The 21,300-nt window shown below is 50.1% G+C and carries 26 protein-coding genes; 23 read left to right on the top strand and 3 right to left on the bottom strand.

The annotated features are described in order from the left end of the window. Positions 1–2: 2 nt before the first annotated feature. From trpA to H583_RS0115675, 3 genes are all read left to right on the top strand, one after another. Positions 3–809, top strand: coding sequence for a tryptophan synthase subunit alpha (trpA, locus tag H583_RS0115685; protein ID WP_028561281.1), 807 nt, complete (start codon positions 3–5; stop codon positions 807–809). 136 nt (positions 810–945) lie between these two features. Beyond that, on the top strand, positions 946–2,043 hold the full coding sequence (gene hisC / locus H583_RS0115680; protein ID WP_028561280.1) for a histidinol-phosphate transaminase: 1,098 nt from the start codon (positions 946–948) through the stop codon (positions 2,041–2,043). 3 nt (positions 2,044–2,046) lie between these two features. Further along, positions 2,047–3,138, top strand: a complete 1,092-nt coding sequence (locus H583_RS0115675) for a prephenate dehydrogenase (RefSeq protein ID WP_028561279.1) — start codon at positions 2,047–2,049, stop codon at positions 3,136–3,138. A gap of 395 nt (positions 3,139–3,533) precedes the next feature. On the opposite strand, the gene H583_RS0115665 is transcribed toward H583_RS0115675, so the two are convergent. Together H583_RS0115665 and H583_RS0115660 are read right to left on the bottom strand one after the other, a co-directional pair. Next, positions 3,534–3,773 (bottom strand): ferredoxin family protein, encoded by a 240-nt coding sequence (locus H583_RS0115665; protein ID WP_028561277.1) that lies wholly within the window; start codon positions 3,771–3,773, stop codon positions 3,534–3,536. Positions 3,774–3,829: 56 nt separating this feature from the next. After that, a complete protein-coding gene (locus tag H583_RS0115660) occupies positions 3,830–4,204 on the bottom strand; it encodes a HesB/IscA family protein (protein ID WP_245585926.1) in 375 nt (124 codons plus the stop codon). Between the two features lie 168 nt (positions 4,205–4,372). Here H583_RS0115660 and H583_RS0115655 point away from each other — a divergent pair, with 168 nt between their 5' ends. The 12 genes from H583_RS0115655 to H583_RS0115600 all read left to right on the top strand — a co-directional run bounded on the left by H583_RS0115655 (position 4,373) and on the right by H583_RS0115600 (position 13,699). Beyond that, on the top strand, positions 4,373–5,050 hold the full coding sequence (locus tag H583_RS0115655) for a helix-turn-helix transcriptional regulator (RefSeq protein WP_028561275.1): 678 nt from the start codon (positions 4,373–4,375) through the stop codon (positions 5,048–5,050). A 329-nt stretch (positions 5,051–5,379) separates the two neighbouring features. Next, positions 5,380–5,976, top strand: coding sequence for an RNA polymerase sigma factor (locus H583_RS0115650; RefSeq protein ID WP_028561274.1), 597 nt, complete (start codon positions 5,380–5,382; stop codon positions 5,974–5,976). Then, on the top strand, positions 5,973–6,575 hold the full coding sequence (locus tag H583_RS0115645) for an anti-sigma factor family protein (RefSeq protein ID WP_028561273.1): 603 nt from the start codon (positions 5,973–5,975) through the stop codon (positions 6,573–6,575). The genes H583_RS0115650 and H583_RS0115645 overlap by 4 nt, the downstream gene beginning before the upstream one ends. A 178-nt stretch (positions 6,576–6,753) precedes the next feature. Next, a complete protein-coding gene (locus H583_RS0115640) occupies positions 6,754–7,341 on the top strand; it encodes a histidine phosphatase family protein (protein ID WP_036709816.1) in 588 nt (195 codons plus the stop codon). Between the two features lie 111 nt (positions 7,342–7,452). Next, positions 7,453–8,652, top strand: a complete 1,200-nt coding sequence (locus H583_RS0115635; RefSeq protein WP_028561271.1) for a hypothetical protein — start codon at positions 7,453–7,455, stop codon at positions 8,650–8,652. A gap of 225 nt (positions 8,653–8,877) precedes the next feature. Next, entirely contained in the window at positions 8,878–9,063 is a 186-nt protein-coding gene (locus tag H583_RS0115630) for an IDEAL domain-containing protein (protein WP_028561270.1), read from the top strand. Between the two features lie 182 nt (positions 9,064–9,245). Next, a complete protein-coding gene (locus H583_RS0115625; RefSeq protein ID WP_028561269.1) occupies positions 9,246–9,686 on the top strand; it encodes a DUF2487 family protein in 441 nt (146 codons plus the stop codon). A 217-nt stretch (positions 9,687–9,903) separates the two neighbouring features. Beyond that, positions 9,904–10,434, top strand: a complete 531-nt coding sequence (locus tag H583_RS0115620; RefSeq protein WP_028561268.1) for a Rieske (2Fe-2S) protein — start codon at positions 9,904–9,906, stop codon at positions 10,432–10,434. A 17-nt stretch (positions 10,435–10,451) separates the two neighbouring features. After that, positions 10,452–11,123, top strand: coding sequence for a menaquinol-cytochrome c reductase cytochrome b subunit (qcrB, locus tag H583_RS0115615; protein ID WP_028561267.1), 672 nt, complete (start codon positions 10,452–10,454; stop codon positions 11,121–11,123). Positions 11,124–11,141: 18 nt separating this feature from the next. Further along, positions 11,142–12,008, top strand: coding sequence for a c-type cytochrome (locus tag H583_RS0115610; RefSeq protein WP_028561266.1), 867 nt, complete (start codon positions 11,142–11,144; stop codon positions 12,006–12,008). Between the two features lie 93 nt (positions 12,009–12,101). Further along, a complete protein-coding gene (locus tag H583_RS0115605) occupies positions 12,102–12,767 on the top strand; it encodes a DUF1405 domain-containing protein (RefSeq protein WP_028561265.1) in 666 nt (221 codons plus the stop codon). Between the two features lie 50 nt (positions 12,768–12,817). Next, complete coding sequence (locus H583_RS0115600) at positions 12,818–13,699, top strand: sporulation protein YpjB (RefSeq protein WP_028561264.1); 882 nt, start codon at positions 12,818–12,820, stop codon at positions 13,697–13,699. Here the strand turns inward: H583_RS0115600 and H583_RS0115595 are convergent. Beyond that, positions 13,686–14,549, bottom strand: coding sequence for a YitT family protein (locus H583_RS0115595; protein WP_028561263.1), 864 nt, complete (start codon positions 14,547–14,549; stop codon positions 13,686–13,688). The genes H583_RS0115600 and H583_RS0115595 overlap by 14 nt on opposite strands. A gap of 201 nt (positions 14,550–14,750) precedes the next feature. On the opposite strand from H583_RS0115595, the gene H583_RS0115590 reads away from it, so the two are divergent. The 8 genes from H583_RS0115590 to H583_RS0115555 all read left to right on the top strand — a co-directional run bounded on the left by H583_RS0115590 (position 14,751) and on the right by H583_RS0115555 (position 21,203). Continuing rightward, positions 14,751–15,098, top strand: a complete 348-nt coding sequence (locus H583_RS0115590; RefSeq protein ID WP_028561262.1) for a nucleotide pyrophosphohydrolase — start codon at positions 14,751–14,753, stop codon at positions 15,096–15,098. Between the two features lie 61 nt (positions 15,099–15,159). Further along, complete coding sequence (locus H583_RS33155) at positions 15,160–15,705, top strand: tetratricopeptide repeat protein (RefSeq protein WP_051236524.1); 546 nt, start codon at positions 15,160–15,162, stop codon at positions 15,703–15,705. A gap of 7 nt (positions 15,706–15,712) precedes the next feature. After that, positions 15,713–16,516 carry a 4-hydroxy-tetrahydrodipicolinate reductase gene (gene dapB, locus H583_RS0115580; RefSeq protein ID WP_028561261.1) on the top strand — a complete coding sequence of 268 codons (804 nt, stop codon included), beginning with the start codon at positions 15,713–15,715 and terminating at the stop codon, positions 16,514–16,516. Positions 16,517–16,543: 27 nt separating this feature from the next. Continuing rightward, positions 16,544–16,960, top strand: a complete 417-nt coding sequence (gene mgsA, locus H583_RS0115575; protein WP_028561260.1) for a methylglyoxal synthase — start codon at positions 16,544–16,546, stop codon at positions 16,958–16,960. Beyond that, the gene (bshB1, locus tag H583_RS0115570) at positions 16,960–17,661 is read left to right on the top strand and encodes a bacillithiol biosynthesis deacetylase BshB1 (RefSeq protein WP_028561259.1); all 702 of its coding nucleotides are present in this window, start codon (positions 16,960–16,962) and stop codon (positions 17,659–17,661) included. The genes mgsA and bshB1 overlap by 1 nt, the downstream gene beginning before the upstream one ends. An 80-nt stretch (positions 17,662–17,741) precedes the next feature. After that, a complete protein-coding gene (bshA, locus tag H583_RS0115565; protein WP_028561258.1) occupies positions 17,742–18,908 on the top strand; it encodes an N-acetyl-alpha-D-glucosaminyl L-malate synthase BshA in 1,167 nt (388 codons plus the stop codon). Further along, complete coding sequence (locus tag H583_RS0115560; protein WP_036709812.1) at positions 18,901–20,226, top strand: CCA tRNA nucleotidyltransferase; 1,326 nt, start codon at positions 18,901–18,903, stop codon at positions 20,224–20,226. Before bshA ends, H583_RS0115560 begins: the two co-directional genes overlap by 8 nt. Then, entirely contained in the window at positions 20,223–21,203 is a 981-nt protein-coding gene (locus H583_RS0115555) for a biotin--[acetyl-CoA-carboxylase] ligase (protein ID WP_028561256.1), read from the top strand. Before H583_RS0115560 ends, H583_RS0115555 begins: the two co-directional genes overlap by 4 nt. The last annotated feature ends 97 nt before the right edge of the window (positions 21,204–21,300 follow it).

The following is a 21,300-nucleotide window of genomic DNA, read 5'->3' as shown; positions in this document are numbered from 1 at the left end:
CGATGAATCTTATTGATCAGACATTTGCTGCGTTAAGGGAGCAGGAGAAGACGGCGCTTATCCCGTTCCTTACAGTTGGGGATCCGGATGCGGCAACCACGATTGAAATCATCCGGCAGCTGGAGGAAGCTGGAGCCGACATGATTGAGCTTGGCGTGCCTTATTCCGATCCGCTGGCGGACGGACCAGTTATTCAACGTGCCTCCGGCCGTGCCCTCAGGCATGGCATTACGATTACGGAATGCATTCAGGTGGCCGAAGACGCCCGGAAAGCAGGAATCAAGCTTCCATTTGTATTGTTTACTTACTATAATCCGGTTTTCCAGATGGGGCTGGAAAATTTCTTTGAGCTGATTGGCAGAAAAGAGATCAGCGGACTGATTATTCCTGATCTGCCAATTGAGGAAGACGGGGAGCTGCGTGCGATGGCGGAAGCGGCGAATATCCACCTGATCCCGCTTGTCGCGCCGACCTCCAAAGAGCGTATCGCCCGCATTACGGGACTGGCGAGAGGCTTTATTTACTGTGTATCTTCACTGGGTGTTACCGGTGTGCGCTCCGATTTTCACAGTGGTATTGACACGTTCCTGTCTGATGTAAGGCAATCGACTGAACTGCCGATTGCAATCGGCTTCGGGATTTCCTCGAGGGAGCATGTTGAGCGGTTTTCCAAGCAGTGCGACGGCGTAGTCGTCGGAAGTGCAATTGTGCGGAAAATTGAGGATACGCTGCCGCTTCTGCAAGATGCCGGCCGGCGTAAGGAAGGGCTGGAGCAAATCCGGCAGTTTGTCAAGGAACTGAAGGGCTAATCCTCCAGTGCCTGACATATTGAGGTTCGTAATCACCTTGCTGACAAGCAAGGTGATTTTTTTGGCTTTTCAATGGCCGCCGGATATGAGAGAATGTGAAGGATAGTGTTTAACAGAATTCGATGAGGTGATCGTGATGCAGCCTAAAAAAAATATAGTTCATCTACCCGTTTACCAACCGGGCAAACCGATTGAAGACGTAAAACGGGAGCTCGGATTGACAGAGGTCATTAAGCTCGCCTCCAATGAGAATCCGTTCGGATCTTCGGAGAAAGCGAAGGAAGCAATTGTTGCAGAGCTTTCCAACACGAGCATTTATCCGGATGGGGCCAGTGTTGCCCTGACGGCTGATATTGCAGCCAAATTCGGCGTTGGCACAGACCAGATTATTTTCGGAGCCGGCTCTGATGAAGTCATCCTGATGCTGGCGCGCGCTTTCCTGACAACAGGCGACGAGACGATTATGGCGGACGAGACTTTCGCCCAGTATAAGCATAATGCAGAAGTTGAGAATGCGACGATTGTTGAGGTCCCGCTCAAGGACGGCAAGCATGATCTGCCTGCGATGCTGGCCCGTGTGACAGACAAGACGAAGATCGTCTGGATCTGCAACCCGAACAACCCGACAGGTACAATCGTGCACAAGGATGAGCTGGAGCAATTTATGAGCCAGGTTCCACAGCATGTGCTCGTTGTGCTTGACGAGGCTTATTGTGAATACATTGAGGACGAGCAGTACCCGGACGGCTTTGAATTTCTGAAGCGGTACAAGAACATGGTTCTGCTGCGCACGTTCTCCAAAATTTACGGACTTGCATCGCTGCGTATCGGCTTTGGGGTCGGACATCCGGAAATTATCCGTTATATTAATCAGGTTCGCGAGCCGTTTAATACAAGCCGCTTCGGACAAGCTGCCGCTAAAGCAGCGCTCGCTGATAATGAGTTTGTGGCTTACTGTCGTGAACAGAACAGACGCGGGATTGATTACATGACCGGAGAGTTTGAACGACTGGGCTTGAGCTATTTCCCGGCTTACGGAAATTTTATTATGTTTGATGCGAAATATCCGTCTGCCCAGATATTTGACGGCTTGCTGCGCAGAGGCGTTATTTCCCGCGCCAGATGGTCCAAGTACCCGACACATGTCCGGATTACCGTCGGCAGCCAAGAACAGAACGAGAAGTTTATCAGCGCCCTGGAGCAGGTATTGCAGGAATTGGCGGTGCAAGTTTAGACGATGACCACAATAGCCATTTTCGGAGTCGGCCTGATTGGAGGTTCACTTGCGCTTTGCTTTAAAGGGAAGCCGGGGCTTCATGTTATCGGGCATTCCGTCCGGCCGTCCTCGGTGGAGAAGTACATTCAGCGGGGGGTTGTGGACGAAGGGACAACCTCAATGAGAGAAGCTGCGGAAGCAGCCGATTTCATCTTCCTGTGCGTGCCGGTGGGCAATCTGGAGGAGTACGTACAGCAGCTCAGCACATTTAAGCTCAAGCCGGGCTGTATTATTACCGATGTCGGCAGCACCAAGGCGTCCGTCGCTGCGAGTGCGCGCAAGCATGACCTTCAGGGAGCCTGCTTTATCGGCGGCCATCCAATGGCCGGTTCGGAGCGTTCAGGCGTAGAGGCAGCCAGCTCGATTCTGTTCGAGAACGCGTACTATGTATTGACGCCAGACCCGACAACACCCCAGGAGGCAGTAGACCGTCTCAAGGCGCTCCTTAGGCATACGAAGGCTCATATCGTGATGGTCGATGCTGTAGAGCATGATGGCATTGTCGGCGCAATCAGCCATTTGCCGCATATTATTGCGGCGATGCTTGTCAATCAGATCAGAGGCTATAATGAAGGGAATCCGCTGTACAGTTCTCTTGCTGCCGGAGGCTTCCGCGATATTACGAGAATAGCCTCCAGTGATCCGGTTATTTGGCGCGATATTCTGATTAATAATAAAGACGTCATGCTGTCTTTGCTTGCCGACTGGCAGGAGGAGACGAACAAAGTGATCAAGGTGCTGGAGGAAGGCGACGGAGCGGCGATTGAGGAAGCTTTTCTCACAGCCGGTGAATTCCGCAGCCAACTGCCTGAGCGCCGCAAGGGTATGATTCATTCGATTTTTGAATGTTATGTGGATGTAGAGGATCACCCGGGCATTATCGGGAAAATTGCAACGGAGCTTGGCAAACACCGGATTAATCTGAGCAACCTGCAAATTATTGAGAGCAGAGAAGATGTACCGGGTGTGCTCCGGCTATCCTTCCGGGAACAATCGGATCTGGATCAGGCAGTACAGCTGCTCCAGTCTTCCGGTTATTCCACCCATTTCTAGTTCACATTATCTATATAGCAAAGAGGCGCTGCCAGTAATTTCCTTGGCAGCGCCTCTTTGCTATAGCTGGCGGCTTATCCGGCATGGTCCGGCTAAGCTCATGAATTCCGGAAGAGAGGAAGCATGCAGGCTTATCTGTTTGTTCAGAAGCAACCTGCACGAGTAAAAATGAACAAAAAAAACCACCCGAACCGGGTGGCAGCACTCATTCTGAGCGCTAAGTATTTGGATAGGAGTGGAGAGAAACCATACTGTACTTTTATTATATGTATACGTTTTCATTTTGTCAATAAGCGTTTTCATTTTTTTTGGAAACCGGCGCAAAATATTTTGCAACCGGTATATTTGCACCAGCTTCCAAAGGATATTTGTTTAGCCAGAGGAGCCAAACCGTGTTATTTAATCCGGTAGAATTCCTCAGCTTTCTGCATGTATATTTTCTGGTCTTCGGGGAGTTCATCTTCATAGTAAATAGCCGCAACAGGACATGCTGCTTCACAGGCTCCGCAGTCAATACAAATGTCTGCATCAATGTAAAACTGATCCTCGCCCTCCTCAATGCAGTCAACTGGACACACATCAGCGCAGTCGGCGGCTTTTTCATGAATACATGCTTCTGTAATGACAAAGGCCATTTTGTGCTCACTTCTTCCTTTTAATTTGATTAGCGTCCGAATCCGGTCTAATATTTCTAGTCACATTTTTTCCGGGCACCCTTGTAGGTCGCTGTACGGAAGCTGGCCCCGCAGCCGCAGGTTGCTTTGGCATTCGGGTTATCAATGGTAAAACCCCCGGTCATCCCCTGATCTATATAATCAATCTTTACCCCGGCAAGAAATTCCTCTGATGCCTTCTCCCATACGATCTTAAAGCCATCAGCCTGAATTGTGCTGTCTTCGCCCGACAATTGATCATCAAGTTTAATTTTATAGGAAAGCCCGCTGCATCCGCCGTCTTCGATGGCGACTCTCAAGAAAAACGTTTCTCCACCTTCATCCTGTATCATTCCGGCGATGATGGATTCCGCTTTTTTGCTTACTTCAATCAATGCTTTCACCTCGCTCATAGTCATGCAGCACCAGACCGGGAAAAAGGTCAGACCTGCAATTTATATTTTTAAACTTAAAAGTTTATAAAGTAAACATAGATGTTATTTTTGACTTTGTCAACAATTATGTTTAAAATATAAATATTGAAATTGAGGATCCGGTTACAAGAGAAAGGGGGAATTCCATTGAAGCAAAATGAATCGAGTAAAGAATCAGCTACGAAAACCCGGAGGGCAATTATTGATTTGTTAAAACAGCGGGGAGGTATGGATGTCCTGAAGCTGGCTTCTGAATTTACCCTCTCGGGGATGGCGATACGCAAACAGTTGAATGCGCTGGAAGAGGAAGGTATTGTGACCAGCATCGAAGAAGCCCGGCCGATGGGACGCCCGGCTAAGCTGTGGGTGCTTACACCGGAAGCAAATCAGTTTTTCCCGAGCGGATATTCAGAGCTTTCCATAAGTTTGATTGATTCCATGAAAGAGGCTTTTGGCCCATCCGGCCTGGACAAGCTGCTTGATGTCCGAAACAAAAAAATGCAGCAGCAGTATTCAGAGCAAATCGGCGAAAACCCGGGCTTGAAGGAGCGGCTCGAGAAGCTGGCGTCTATACGCTCACAGGAGGGCTATATGGCGGAGGTGCAGGATCAGGAGGATGGCAGTTTCCTGCTGGTGGAAAAGCATTGTCCCATTTGCGATGCGGCCACTGCCTGCTTGCGACTCTGCAAAAATGAGCTGCATCTTTTCAAGACTGTGCTTGGTGAAAGTGTCCGGATCGAGCGGCTTGAGCATATTGTATCCGGGGGCAGACGATGTGTGTATAGTGTGAAGGCTTTTGACAGCAGTGAGGTATCCGAAGCATAAATTAGAAGGCAACCCGTTAATAAAATGAGGCCGATGTCAAGCGTGGCCAATCAAATTCCACTCCTTAACCAGAGTGGTCTTTTTTTTACAAATCTTTAACCAACACATTGACATCATGTGCTACAATAGAGACATTGCTTTGTTATCGAAATCCCAATGTGCGGATTTTGTCGAATTTCGTTGGTTTTCATCCCCGACAGACGCTTTATTCAACCTGACACTCATTTTTTTCAAAATAGACCGCAACTTTTCGCTCCCGATTCGGTACAACTGATTAGGAAATACCGAACTGGGTAGATCACTCCGAAGGCCAAGGAGGGTCGCACTTCATGACCGATTCCCAGTTAATAAGAGAGATCAAGGATGGCAATGTACAGCTTTACTCGGAATTGATGCGACGCTACCAGCGCAAGATATTGTCCTTTATCTTTCATATGCTAAAGAGCGCGCAATTGGAGCTGATGGCAGAGGATCTGTGCTCAGAGACCTTCTACAAAGCTTATCGCAGCCTGCATTCATTCCGTGAAGTTGATGCCTCCTTTTCTACCTGGCTATATACAATTGCCCGAAATACAGTGCTCAGTGAGCTTCGCAAGCAGAAGAACGCCAATCTCTCGCTTGATGAAACAGGATACATACCGGTAGCCCCGCTGGATGCCATTCCCGAGCAGCAGGTATTGCAAAATGAACGCATGCTGCTGGTTAGGGAAGCAATCAACAATCTCCCGGAAAAACAGCGCTCTGCTCTCATATTGCGTGAGTATGACCAGCTGGATTATCAGGAGATCGCCAACATACTCGGCCAGACGGTCAGTTCCGTCAAGTCGCTGTTGTTCCGTGCGCGTGCTAGCGTGAAGCTTCAGCTTGAGCCGTATTTCGGAGAACATTTGGCAGTGGAAGAATATGAAGGGATGAAGACAAGATGAAATGCCATGAAGTTCAAGAATCACTCGGGATTTACTGGGATTTACCGGAAAATGACCCCGAACGAATGGCGATTGATCAACATCTTCAGCATTGTAATTGCTGCATGGAGGAGTTTCGCATCTGGGAGGAAAGTGAAGCCATGATCCGCAGCGCTGCCCAACAAGGACCAGCGGCTTCTGAACCAATGGATGACATCACGCGCAGCGTCATGGACCGTATATATATGGAGCAGTCCTGGATGATGCCGATTAATGAGCGCCGCTATCAGATTAGCAGGGTGTTCAAACGGAATGTATCGGCTATAATTGCATGCTGTATGGCGATGTTTGTCTGCGGATTCGTATATTTTCTGTTTGGTGAAAAGACGGACACCACATCGATGGCGAATATTACGGGTTTGCTGGATACGGTAAATGCGAATGAAGGTATCTCCTTAATCAGCACGGAATTTTATGAGGAAATCCCTGTAGCAAGTATTAGTGATCCCTTTGTGCTTAATGTCGTGCCTACTGTACCACAGTACTGGGTGGCATTATCGATACTCGGCATTATTATAACCTTGCTTATTTTAAACTGGCTTTCACGTACTCGAACATAGCCCACGTCTCCAGCGTATTGTGCTGGAGGCGTTTGTTTTTTTATACACCAGCAAGAAAGCAGCGGTTAAACATCAGATAAAAAATTCAGCTCATCATAAACCTAAGTGCATGATATAAGATGACAGGCAGTTTGATGATCGTTCAGGAAAATCTAATCAATAATCGGGGGAATCACTAATGAAGGAATCAAAAAGAATCGGATGGATCAGACACGGAAGGACAGAATGGAATGCATTGGGCAAAATCCAAGGCCAGACTGATATTCCGCTCAATGAGGAAGGTATCCGCCAGGCCAGGGCCCTGGCGGAGCGGTTGGCAGCAGATGGCATGCATTGGGACGGCGTTGTATCCAGCCATCTGTCCCGGGCGCGCGAGACGGCGCGCATTATTGCTGAGAAGCTGGAAATACCGCTGCTTGAGCCGGATGAGCGGCTGCAGGAAAGGTATTTCGGTGAAATTGAAGGTACAACGGAGCAGGAGAGAATCAGCCGCTGGGGCGAACAGTGGCGCCAAACCTATGAAGGCCAGGAAAGTGATGAGCTTGTAAGGGCGAGGGGATTTGGTTTTTTGAAGGATTGGCTGCTGCAGGAGGGAATGAACAATTTGCTCGTTGTCTCGCACGGCAGCTTCTTGTCTCAGATGGTGCATGCCCTGTGTGACAATTTAGATAAGAGCTATATCGGAAATATGTCATTTTCGATTATGGATTATAACGAAGGACGCTGGCAGTCTGCTCTTCATAACTGTATGCGTCATCTCGATTAATACGGCAACCGCGGGCATGCAGGTTTATTTTCTCAGATTTTTCCCATAATGGTTAGTACAGCAAGAGGATGCACAACAATCCTTGTTACTTGATTAACCGGAGGGGAGAAGATGAATCTATCAGAAATGCTCGGATACGCGGATATCGGCCAGTTGTCCCGGATTGCGGATGTATACCGCTGCGAGTGCAACAGCCATTCCAAGAACGAATTGATTCAATCCATACTCCGGGCGATTAGCAATAAAGAAGGGTTTAAGAATCAAATCAGTTCCATGACATGGGAGGAAAAGCGATTTCTTAATTCTTTGTTGTTTGATTCGCAGAATGCGTTCAGTCTTGAGGAGTTGATCGCCCGGGTTCAGCAAAGCCGCTTCGACACCGGACCGCAAGAATCCAAAGCTGTGCAGGCCCCGGAGAAGCGGGATACGGCGGCAGCCAAAAAAACAAAAAAAAGCAAGCAGGGCACAATCAGTCAGGAGCCGCCCAGTCCCCGTGACCTGATTGTGAAGTTTAAACAGACGGGCTGGCTGTTTAATGGTTTTACAGGTCCGGGACGCTACCTTTTTCATGTTCCGGGAGATTTGAAAGAACGGTTTGGAGATGAACTGGGGCGGCAGCTGAGGAGCTCTCTTCACTACCTGGAAGAGCCGGAAGGCTTCCGTGACGAACAGGGGCTTATGTCAGATGACCTGCTGACCTTGCTGCAATTTGCAGGCAAGCATGAGATTGCGCTCAATACGGAGGGAGTCATGTACAAAAGGGTGCTGCAGCAGCTTCTCGAAAGCCTGCACATCCGGGAGGAAATCCCCGCCCGCGGCGAATGGCGGTTTGGATACGGGCGCCGGATCAAAGATTATCCGAACAGACTTTCCCTGTTGTATGATTACGCCTATTACAATCAGTTGTTGATTGAGGACGGGGGTCGTCTCCTGCTCACTCCCAAAGGAGAGCAGTGGGTGGTTAACCGGCGGCTGGAGGAGCCGACATTGCTGTACAAGTTCTGGCTCCGCCTCTACAAAGGCGCAATTCCGAATCTGCTGTCGCTTGCCAACTGGATTGACCGGCTCGGCGACCGTTGGGTAACGGTGCATTCACTTGGCGAGGTGCTTGAGCCGTTCATCAAGCCTTACTATTATGATACACCCCAGTCCATCCTCGAGCAGCGCATTTTCAGAATGATGATGCATCTGGGACTGCTTCGCATCGGTGAAAAGCAGGGAGCCGGGCAGGTGCTGCGCATGACAAAAATCGGACATGCCGTGGTGGCCGGAGTATATATTGCTGGCAATGACAAAATCGAGCTGGAATAGGCGCGAGCACATTCATCTGTCTGAGGGCAAAAGCACGAAACGGAGTGTCGCATGTTGAATATGCTTTAATAGGAGCAGGTTTAGTTGTAGCTTAAAACAAGAGACTCCCCTCCTGCCTGATTTCTCCTGCATATCAGACCTGCTGCTGAGAATGAGGCTGGAGAACAGCATGGTATACAAAAAAGAATATAGGATCTCTTGAACGATAGTTTGGAGGTGTATCCTATGGATAAAATGAAAGTGACGTATGAGACGATGCTGGCATTAGCCGCGGAAATGATGCTTGACGATGCTATTTTGAAATTTCGCACAGAACGGTTATATAAAGCCATTGATACAGCGCTGGCAGCCGGGGATGAAGACACCTTTAGACGTTTGACCAATGAATTAAAGTCCATTCAGGCTTCCTGACCTGTTGAACATTTCAGCTTGAATAAAAGGCGCCTCTGTGCCTGCCTGCTTGGGAAGCGGCAGGGCGGAGGCTGTTTTTTTAAGTCCCTTCCGCGAAGATTATGTGGTGAGGCTTGTTCGTATTCCCATATTCATGTAACATAATGTTAGAGTAAGGGATAAAATCAACAGGAGGGGCGGAATTGAAGTTTAGTGAAATTGAGAAATCCCGCTGGGAAGAGCTGAAGCCGTATCTGGACACTTGTCTGCTGCCGGTTACCGGATTGACGGGTACTGAAACTCCCGATGAAGCGACAGCTGCGCTGGAGGGGCTGCGCGATATTATGGATCTTGTAGAGGTGCCTTTCAAGGGGCGGCTCGTTACTTACCCGGCCTATCATTTCTATGAGGAGCCGGATGCGATGCAGCTTGACGAGCTGTGCCGCCGTTTTAGAGCATCGGGGTTTCGCTATATTGTGCTGATAACGGGCAGAGCAGGGTTGAAGCTGGACAGCATTGCAGCCGATCTTGTAATTGCTCCTGGCGAAGACGGGACAATCCCTGAATCTGCAGCTGTGAAGCAAGCGGTTACAGAGATTTGGCAGCAGCAAAAAAATGAAAAAGAGCCAATTAAAGCGGAATAAATTTGCGTGAAGCATGGAAACCTAGTTCCATACAAGGTCAAATGTGACAAAATCCCAACAAATTATGATGCGATCTTAGAATCATATTCCCAAATCGTCAGGCATATTCTTGACGCTCTTGGACACCTAGGATATTATAGGTAATGTCCTAGTTCGTCGTGTGTTTTGTCATGCGACAAAACGCAAGTTACGGTTGGTAAGGGGGGTAGAACAGAAGATGAGTAACCATGAACATCATGAAACCGCACATCAGCCTGTCCAACGCAAAGAAATGACACGTCGTCAGTTTCTGGCTTATACGCTTGGAGGCACAACGGCTTTTTTGGCAGCAGGTCCGGTTTTGCCGATGGTCCGTTTTGCGGTTGATCCAATTTTGACCAAGAAAACAGAGGGTACTTACGTAAAAGTAGTGGAAGAAAGCAAGATTACTCCGGAGCCGCAGGAATTCAAATTCCAGATTCACCAGGTTGATGGCTGGTATGAGAGCGACCCGGAACTGGCAGCATGGATTGCAAAGGATGATCAGGGAAATATCTTTGCCCTCTCTCCGGTATGTAAGCATCTGGGCTGTACAATCAACTGGAACACGCAAAAAGACGACCAGTATTTTTGTCCATGCCATGAAGCGAAGTATACGAAAGAAGGCAAAAACCTGAAAGTCGCACCGAATCCGCTGGACGAGTATGACTTGAAGATTGAGAATGGCTTTATCTATCTCGGACCGGTTAAGCCGAACACTAAAGTATAAGGAGGGCGTACAATCAGATGTTTAAAGGTATTTACAATTGGATTGACGAACGTCTTGATATAACGCCAATGTGGAGGGATGTTGCGGACCATGAGGTGCCGGAGCATGTTAACCCCGCCCATCACTTCTCTGCGTTCGTATACTGTTTTGGCGGTCTGACGTTTTTTATCACGGTAATCCAGATTTTATCGGGGATGTTCCTGACCATGTACTATGTGCCTGATATTATCAATGCTTATGCAAGCGTTGACTATTTGCAGCACAAAGTAGCATTCGGCGGTATTGTGCGTGCGATGCACCACTGGGGAGCAAGCCTTGTTATCGTAATGATGTTCTTACATACACTCCGGGTTTTCTTCACAGGCTCTTACAAAGCGCCTCGCGAAATGAACTGGGTAGTGGGAATGCTGATTTTCTTTATCATGCTGGGTCTTGGTCTGACAGGCTACTTGCTGCCTTGGGACAACAAAGCATATTTTGCAACGAAGGTAACTCTGCAAATCGCGGAATCAGTACCCTACCTGGGACCTTACATTAAAGAATTGCTGAACGGTGGAGAAATCGTAGGTGCGCAAACGCTCACACGCTTCTTTGCGATACACGTCTTCTTCTTGCCTGGAGCATTGCTTGCCTTGCTCGCAGCACACTTCTTTATGATTCGGAAACAAGGGATTTCCGGACCACTATAAGCGAAGGGAGGGTTCTCCATGGCGCATGGCCATAATTCTAAAGAAAAAGTCGTGTTTGTTGGCGACTCGCGTGTCAAAAAGAACAGTATGGTCAACATTCCGCCTGATTTCACTTCATTTCCTGGGAAATCAGAAGCGTTTATTCCATACTTTCTCTTGAAGGAATGGATGGTCGGCGTGGTCGTACTGGTCGGATTCCTCGTTCTGACGATCGCCCACCCTGCTCCGCTTGGGTATCCGGCGGACCCGATGAATGCCGCATTCATTCCGATGCCTGACTGGTATTTCCTGTTCATGTATCAATTGCTGAAATATCCATACGTGTCCGGCGACTACGTTGTTCTCGGCGTAATGGGTATTCCAGGTCTTGCTTTCGGCGCGCTGCTGCTTGCTCCGTTCCTTGACACTGGCAAGGAACGCCGCTTCTACCGCCGTCCGATCGCTTCCTCATTGATGCTTCTTTCCTTGATTTCCTGTGTATACCTGACCAAGGTATCCTGGGATCATTACCAGCACCAGCTGGAGGAGAGCGGCACAAAGCCTGAGCACATTGTCCGTGAAGAGAAAGCCCGTGAAGCTTACGAGAAGGGGCAGCCTGCCCCAAGCGCTGTGAAACGCGCGAAACCGGTTGCTATCGTGGCTGAGGATGATCCGGCTTACGGCCTTATTAAGCAAAACTGTATGGCTTGCCATGCTACTGACCTGAATGGTGGTAGTGGTATCCCTGCATTACGCGGAATTGGCGATCAATTCAGCTTAGAAGAGCTGCATGATGTTGTTACCAATGGTAACGGAAACATGCCAGCTTTTAAAGATAAGCTATCTACAGCTGAAATTGACCAGATCGCAACCTGGCTCTCCAAGCAAAAGAAAGCCGCTGAATAACATGCTTAACTAGAACCTGACCGAAAGCTTTCGGTCAGGTTCTTTTCAAAATCCGGCTTGCCGCTTTGTTTTTCAGAAAAGGAGAATGCATACATGTCATGGTCATTGCTGCGGCTTTGGGACCGTTCTGTATTACTGAACCGGTCCTTTCTGTGGCTGCTGTTTATTATAAACGCAGCAGGGACGGTCTACGGATACATCTGGTATTGGAATCAGCTTCTCTATACGTATGAGCATCATCCGCTATGGCAGCTTGTATTTGTGCCGGACAGCCCGACAGCCAGTCTGTTTTTCACGCTCTCGCTGCTCTTTTTGCTGTTTCCGCCTTCCCGTCCCGGCCGTCTGATGACCGGATTTCGTGCCGTTCTGGAGGGGTTGGCGGTCGTTACCTCCATTAAGTACGGCATATGGGCAGTTGCGATGATTTTTGCCGGTGCTGCGCAGGGGGACCCGCTGGAGTGGCAGCATTGGATGCTTGTTGTCTCCCATTTGGGCATGGCTCTGGAAGCTCTGCTATATGTCCGCTTCATGTCCTTCGGGAAGCTTGGAGCTTTGGCGGCGCTGCTATGGCTGCTGCTCAATGATACGATGGATTATACATATGGCATTTTTCCGTCCTTGTCCAGAGTGCTGCTGGATGATCTGGATACCATTGAAAAGTTCACGTATGGTCTTTCTTTGTTCAGTTTTCTGGTAACCCTGCTTGCACTCGCTTTCCGTAAAAAAGCATCAATGAATAATAAATTCAACAGGATATAGGCATAAAGCGGCTCGTCCCCCCATACGGTAGTATGGGGGGGATGTCCATAATGAGAGGTAAAAGTGGAATTGTGATGGTCGCCCTGCTCCTGTTCCTGCTCGTGCTGCCGGGATGGCAGATACAATTGCAGCAGCAGACGGCAGACAGCATAATAGATGCAGCTTCCAACACGGAGACAGTCCGCCTGTTTCAACTGTCGGACGAGCTTTATCAGCAGGCTTATGGCGGGAACCGGCAATTAATCTTTCAGAGCTTGCAGAAATTGAACCGCTTATCTCAATCCGCTAATGTCCGCAAGCAATATGGTTCCATTGAGGGCTGGCGGGCAGTGGATGACGTTACCAAACGGTTAGGGCAGGTTATCCAGAGCGGCAAGCCGCACGGCCAGTTGTGGTTCTACAGCTCGCAACTAATGCTCGCGTACGAGGCGCTCGCACAGGATGATCATGCTTTATGGATATCATACAAGGAAGTGCTGCAAGAGGATGTGCGGCGTGTTTTTTTGGCATGGAAGCAGCTTGGCAGCAATCACACAGAGGCAGCCCTGGCAGCCTTGAAGCCCCTTGAGGACCATGTCAGGCTCATTGCGCCTGCAGCGATGATGCAGAGAGATCCTGCAGTTGTACAATCGGTGACGGAATCTTTGCACTATTCCCGTACACTTCTGCAAGCCGCGGCAGCCGGAAAGGGAGACCTGCGCTTGGCGGAGGGATCTATTCAAATGGTGTCCTCGGCGATCGACGATCTGTTCCTGCCGCCAGGCGGAGAAGGGGCGGAACCGGTCTTTTCGCCTGTATATCTCGGGATGCCCTGGCGCTGGACGCTGCTGATCGGATTTGTAATATTATCGGTGCTTTTGTATTCCGGTTGGCGGAGATTCAGATTCGAGCAGGACCGGATCGTCCCTGGGGCAGGGCTTAACCGGGATTAAAGCCCTCGCCCACGACATCATTTACTTCACTAATAATGATGAAGGCAGCAGGGTCTGCCGATTTGACAATCGTTTTGACTGCCTGAATTTCGTGTCTGCTGACGACACAGTAAACCATATGCTTGGCCCGGCCGGAGTAGGCACCCACTGCAGGAAGCAGGGTGACGCCCCGGTCGATTTCTTTTGTAATGCGCCCGGCAACATGCTCCCCGTTATCCGTGATAATTGAAAAAGCTTTAACGGAGTAGGCGCCCTCTTGAATAAAATCAATAATTTTGCTGGCGATAAAGACGGTGACAAGTGTGTACAGCACTTTTTCCTTGGGGATGTAAAAGAGTGAGGCCCCGATAATAATGACATCCATGGTCAAAATAATCTGGCCGATGCTCCAGCCGCGCTTTTTGGCCGCGATGCGCGCGATAATATCTGCGCCGCCTGTTGTGCCTCCAAACCTGAATACAATTCCAAGCCCGGTGCCCAGCACAGCTCCGGCATATAGGGCAGCTAATATGTAGTCTGAAGTCGTCTGGAACGGCTCCAGCCACCCGTGGTGTATGAGTGCTTCCATAAGGGCCAGGAATACAGTCAATGCCCCGGTTCCAATAAAGGTCAGCACCATCGACCGCAAGCCAAGCATCCTTAATCCGACGATAAACAGGGGGATATTAAGCAGCAGCGTCGACAGGGACAGCGGCCACCCGATTGCATAATGAAGCAGAACGGCGATACCGGTTACACCGCCTTCCATTAACTGGTTGGGCAAGACAAAATAGTGAAGCCCGAATGCATAGATTGCTGTCCCGAGCAAAATAAAAATAATGGACCGGATGGGATGAGCGACTGTGCCCATATGTGCGGAAAACCTCCTTTTATCGCAATAAGCTGTGCGTTTGCTGCCTGGCTTTTTTAGCGTGTGCTTCTGCTGGCTTAGTTATCCATATGGATACGGAAGTGTTTAACCATTGTGTAAAGCGGCGCTTTGCGATAACATATGAAGTAATCTGAATGATTAAATTTTGAAGAGTCTAAAGGCTGGAAAGGGATCTGGGTCATGGCAGATAAAAACGAAAAATCATTGGCTGAAATTCAGCGTGAGGTTGACGCTTACATCGGCCAGTTTAAGGAAGGCTATTTTAGTCCGCTCGCCTTGCTGGCACGCATGAGCGAGGAAGTCGGAGAACTGGCGCGCGAGGTTAATCATACGTATGGGGAAAAGCCGAAGAAACCGGGCGAAGCAGACAACTCCATTGAGATGGAGCTGGGTGATATTTTATTTATTTTGAACTGCTTTGCCAATTCCCTGAACATTGATTTGACCGAGGCTCATAATAAAGTGATGAACAAATTCAATACACGGGATGCGAAGCGCTGGACACGCAAGGACACAGAACAAGCGTAACGTTTGGTACATATGCTATACCATCACCTTAAGTAGCAATATATAAGGGAGGATGGTGTGGATGGATAGCAAGGAAAAGTTGAGAAAAGCCTATGAATCCATCCTTTACGGGGATTTCGAACAGGCGATTCATTGGTTTGAGCAGGCGATCGATAGCGAGCCGGATAATCCGGATTACTGCTATCGCTGCTCGATTACATGCTTCCGGAGCGGAAAGCTTCACAAGGCGCTTGCTTATGCACAAAAGGCAGTGGAGCTTGATAACAGCCATGCGGAATACCGCTATCAGCTCCAAATGGTAGAGGCCCGGCTGCTTGCCGGCAAGGCCGCCAGATTAATGGAGCAGGCGGAGCCGGATTATGAAGCTGCTCTTGCAGCGCTGCAGGATGCTTATGCAATGGACCCGCTAAGCGGGGAGGCCCTTCTGCTGATGGGCATTGCCAGCGGCAAACTTGACCGGTATGCAGATGCGGTCCGCAGCCTGAGACAGCTTTTGAAGCTGCATCCGCAGCATGAAGAGGCTTTGCGCCTGTGCAGGGAATATTCCCGGAAGCGAAGAGAAAGCACCGCTCCAGCATGGAGGCGAATACGAAGAAAGAACAGGTGATCATGTCATGTCAGAACGTATAAAAGTAGCCGTCGCCGGTGCAAGCGGACGCATGGGCAGAGAAGTAGTAAAGATGGTATTGGAAGATGAGTCGCTTCAATTAGTAGCTGCTACAGCTTCCAGTGTAGTTGGTGTTGATGCCGGCTTGCTTGCCCACAAGCCGGCCTGCGGTGTGCTGGTCAGCCAGGATCTGGATGAAGCGCTGGCAAGCACGAAGCCGGATGTGCTTGTAGACTTTACAATTCCCAAAGTTGTTTACAGCAACACGCTTACAGCACTTAAGCATAATGTTCGTCCGGTAGTAGGTACGACAGGCTTTACGCCGGAACAGATTGAAGAGCTGGACATGCTGTGCAAGGAAAAGGGGCTTGGCGGACTGATTGCGCCGAATTTCTCGATCGGAGCGCTGCTGATGATGAAATTCGCCGCGGAGGCGTCCAAATATATGCCGCATCTTGAAATTATTGAATATCATGGCGACCAGAAGCTGGATGCTCCATCGGGAACTTCCATCAAGACGGCAGAGCTTATCGCAGGCGTCCGGGAGGAGATGCGCCAGGGCAATCCGAAGGAAGAGGAGATCATCGAGGGTGCACGCGGCGGGTATTACAACGGATTCCGTATACATAGCGTACGCCTGCCGGGAGTATTCGCTCAGCAGGAGGTTGTATTTGGCGGCTATGGCCAGACCTTGAAGATTAGACATGATTCCTATGAGCGCGCTGGCTATATGCCGGGGGTTAATACAGCGGTGAAGAAGGTTATGACATATTCAGGCATGGTCTACGGCTTTGAGCATTTGATGGATTAGCACAGGGATACTAGGGGGCAACCAGCGATGAATATTGCATTTATAGCACATGATCGAAAAAAAGATGAGATGGTCAATTTTGTTATTGCCTATGAAAAGGCATTTGAGAATCATAATTTATATTCTACCGGTACAACGGGCACAAGAATTATGCAGCAGACGGGATTGCAAATTCATCGTTTCATGTCCGGTCCGCTTGGCGGCGACCAGCAAATTGGGGCGCTGGTGGCACAAAATGAGATGGATTTGATTGTTTTCCTGAGAGACCCTCTGATGGCTCAGCCGCATGAGCCGGATATTATTGCTTTGCTGCGTCTGTGCGACGTGCAAGGTATTCCGGTTGCGACGAACGTTGCCACGGCGGAACTGCTGGTGCGTGCGCTGCAGCGCGGAGATTTTGCCTGGAGAGAGCTTGTCCACAAGTACAAGCCGGGTGAATCATAATGAGTTCGGCCTATGTAGATCTTTTGGCATTTGGCGCACATCCTGATGATGTTGAGATTGGCATGAGCGGTACGATTGCGAGACATGCAGCAGCGGGACTCAAAGTCGGCATTTGTGATTTGACAGAAGCGGAGATGTCTTCGAACGGGACGGTAGATATCCGGCGGGAGGAAGCGGCTGACGCTTCCGAAATTCTCGGACTTGCCTATCGCAGTTGCCTCAAGCTGCCGGATCGGGGACTTACCGGAAGCCCGGAGCAGCTTGCTGCAATTGTGGCCGAGCTGCGCAGATTGAAGCCGCGCATTGTATTCGCCCCATACTGGGATGACCGTCATCCGGATCATAATGCATGCAGCCGCCTCATTGAAGAAGCGGTTTTCAATGCAAAGCTGCGCCGCTATTTGCCTGAGCTGCCGGCTCATCAGGTGGAGCAGCTTATTTTTTATTATATAAATGACGTGAAGGATGTTGGCCTTGTCGTTGACATCAGTCCGTACTACGATATCAAGCGGAGAGCGTTAAGTGCCTATAAATCGCAGTTTACAGCGCCGTCCGGCGGCAATGACCAGGTTGCTACCCCGCTTACCCAGGGTTACCTGGATAACGTAGAGGCGCGGGACAGAATTTTGGGTACTTCCAAGCAAATGGCTTACGCTGAAGGATTTATTGTCAAGCGCCCGCTCACCATTGATTTATTTTAATGGACGGGTCTGATTCATGAATGATTAACGGGCTAAAGAATATAATTCGACTAGAGCAAAGGAAATGGGGTGCACGACAGATGAGACCGATGAAAATCGGCATTACCTGCTATCCGACACTTGGCGGATCAGGGGTTGTCGCAACGGAGCTTGGCAAGCTGCTTGCCGAGAAGGGACATGAAATTCATTTTATTACACACAGTATTCCATTCCGGTTAGGACAATTTCATAAAAACATATTCTATCATGAGGTTGAAGTTAACGATTACTACGTATTCCGTTATCCGCCTTATGATATTTCTTTAGCAAGCAAAATGGCCCAGGTCGCCAAGATGCAGCAGCTGGATCTGCTCCATGTCCATTATGCAGTTCCGCATGCCATCTGTGCATTCCTTGCCAAGCAGATGATGGACCGTGATGTGAAGACGGTGACGACGTTGCACGGTACGGACATTACCGTATTGGCCCAGGATGAATCCCTCAAGGATTTGATCCGGCTTGCAATCCGGGAAAGCGATGCAGTAACCGCGGTATCTGAGGATTTGATCAAGGAGACAAGGGAACTGCTGGATATTACGGAGCCTATCGATCTGACTTATAACTTTGTGGATAAGCGGGTCTACTACCCGCGTGACACCGGTACGCTGAGAAAAGATTTTGCTTCGGACAATGAAAAAATTGTGATGCATATTTCCAATTTCCGTCCGGTGAAGCGTGTCAGTGACGTTGTGGATATATTTGCGAAGCTGAATGAAAAGGTTCCTTCCAAGCTGCTGCTTGTCGGCGAGGGGCCGGAACTGTCCAAAATCCAATGTAAAATCAATAATATGGGCTTGGAAAACAAGGTTCATTTCCTTGGCAAACAGGAGGATGTCGCACAGGTCATTTCGATTGCCGATCTGCTGCTGCTGCCTTCCGAGAAGGAGAGTTTCGGACTCGTCGCACTGGAGGCAATGGCCTGTGGCGTTCCGACGATCGGTTCGATTGCCGGGGGCATACCGGAGCTCGTATCCCATGGTGAAACCGGCTATCTGGCCCCGATTGGCGATACGGACAAGATGGCGGATTACGCGGTCCAACTGCTCTCGGATCCTAAGCTGTATGCACAGGTTCGTGAGGCTTGTCTTCACCGCGCGCGCACCCGGTTCTGCAACGATCTGATTACAGCGGAATATGAACAAATCTACTACCGGGTACTCGGCTGGGAAGCACCGGCACCGGTTGCTCTTGAGGCATGCAGTGAGTAAGGAGCAGGAGGCGTTAAGCCATCCGCTTTTTCATTCTGCTCTGCCGGTCATCCGCAAACTGACTGCCCATCATTATGAAGCTGTATTTGTCGGAGGATGTGTGCGGGATGTGCTGGCCGGAAGAACCATCACCGATATTGACATGGCAACCTCTGCTACCCCTGAGCAAGTATTGGGGCTGTTTGAGCATGTCGCGCCAACCGGTCTCCAGCATGGCACTGTGACGGTGATTACTGGAACAGGAACCTATGAAGTGACGACCTTTCGCAAGGAATCGGCCTATGAAGCATTCCGAAAGCCTGCGAGTGTGGAGTTTATATCCGACCTGAATGAAGATTTGCGCCGCCGTGATTTTACGATGAATGCAATGGCTATTAATGAGCATGGTGAACTGATCGATCCGTTCGGCGGAAGAGGCGATCTGGAGCAGGGACTGATCCGGTGTGTCGGAGATGCGGATGCCCGGCTGCAGGAGGATGCATTGCGGATGCTGCGTGGCATTCGCTTTGCGGCGGACTACGGTTCCCTCAGAGATGCGATCGAGCCTTCGACCTGGACTGCAATAATCAGACATCGGAGCCTGTTGCAGCATATTGCGATGGAGCGTGTCGGGGCAGAGCTGTACAAGATGATCAAAGGTCCGCATCCGGACAAGGCCATGCAGCTGCTGCTCGCAAGCAGGCTGCTGGAATATACGAAGGACAAGCTCCCGCTCGCACTGGATCAGGCACCGGCAACCTGGAGTCTGCCCCTGGAGGCCGGGCAGCCGGAGGCGCTGCTTGAACGGATAAGTGCTGCAAGCGCCCGGTGGGCGGCCCTGTGCCTGTCCTTCGGCCTGGGTGCGAAGGCTTCCGGCGAGCTGTTTCAGGCGCTGCGCTACTCGCGGCAGCATTCGGATGAAGTCAGCTCCATCGTTGCGTTGCACAGAGAGACAACGCGCCTGATTCTTACTCATGCCAATTTGGAAGAGGAAACAATCAGGGAGAGGTGGACCCGTCTCATTCTGGAATTCGGGAAGGAAACATCCGGTCTCTGGCTGGAAATGGCCGGAGAGGCACCACAATTGACAGGTGATCAAGCTTCATTGCCATCGGTTTCCCTGCTGCGGCGTTTGTGGAGCGAGCTTGAAATCAGTGAGCTGAAACAGCTGGCGGTTAACGGCGGAGATATCATGTCGGCAGTCCGGATGAAGGGTGGACCATGGCTGAAACAGCTGCTGTCTGACTTGCTGCTTGATGTGGCGCTGGGCAGGCTGCCCAACGAAAAGGACGCCCTTGTGGAGCAGGTGCGCAGGCGGCTGGAAAAGGAGCCATCATGAGTGACGAATTGCTAAGTATGTTTCAGAATAAAGAAGGCGAGTATTTGTCCGGCGAAGTAATCAGCAAGGAGCTGAACGTCAGCCGAACCGCCGTATGGAAAAAGATCCGCAAGCTGGAGGAGCAGGGCTACCGCTTTGAAGCATCGCGCAAGCTCGGGTATAAGCTGGTTGCGGTGCCGGACAGGCTCAGTGCAGCTGCACTGCTTCGTTCTTTAACTACAGAGAGATTCGCAAGACGGCTCCATCTGCATGAGGCAGTCGATTCGACACAGACGGTACTGCGCGCGCTTGCGGAAGATGGGGCGCCCGAAGGAACGCTCGTCATTGCAGAGCAGCAGCTCCAGGGCCGGGGCCGGATGGGACGAAGCTGGGAATCACCCAAGGGCAAGGGCATATGGATGAGCCTGCTGCTGCGGCCTAATCTGGCCATTCATTTCAGTCCCCAGCTCACGCTGTTGATTGCCGTTGCCCTATGCCGTTCCCTGCGGAAATCCACCGGCTTGCCAATCGGCATCAAATGGCCGAATGATTTGCTGGTAGACGGCAGGAAAATCAGCGGTATTCTGCTGGAATCAACGGCTGAAGAAGAGCGTCTGAATTACATTTTGGCCGGAATTGGCATCAGCGTCAACCTGGAGGAGCAGGACTATCCCGCGGAGCTGATGGACAAGGCGGTATCCTTGCGGATGCTGGTCGGCAGGAAGCTTGACCGGACCGATATCATTGTCCAGTTCATGAAGGAGCTTGAAGAGCTGTATGATTTGTATCTTCAAGAGGGTTTTGCTCCGATTCGCTCGCTATGGGAGGCACTTGCTGTGTCGCTCGGGCAGCGGGTCGTATTGACAACACCGCAGGGCATTATCGAGGGGATTCCTGTTGGCCTGGAGGAGAACGGGGCACTGCTCGTAAAGCTGGATGACGGTCAGCTCAAACCGTTTTTTTCTGCGGAAATGGGAATGCCGAACTCCGTCTCATAGACGGAGTTCTTTTTTTTTGCTAAAATAGGTTTGCTGGAGGTCATGTTGACACATGATTGATTACAGAACTTGTTATTCAGGCTGCGAGACGGTATCC

This window comes from Paenibacillus pinihumi DSM 23905 = JCM 16419 (assembly GCF_000422505.1).
In the GTDB taxonomy this organism is placed as follows: Bacteria; Bacillota; Bacilli; order Paenibacillales; family Paenibacillaceae; genus Paenibacillus_D; species Paenibacillus_D pinihumi.
The sequence above is the reverse complement of the archived record's forward strand: the minus strand, read 5'-3'. Positions and strand labels throughout refer to the sequence as shown.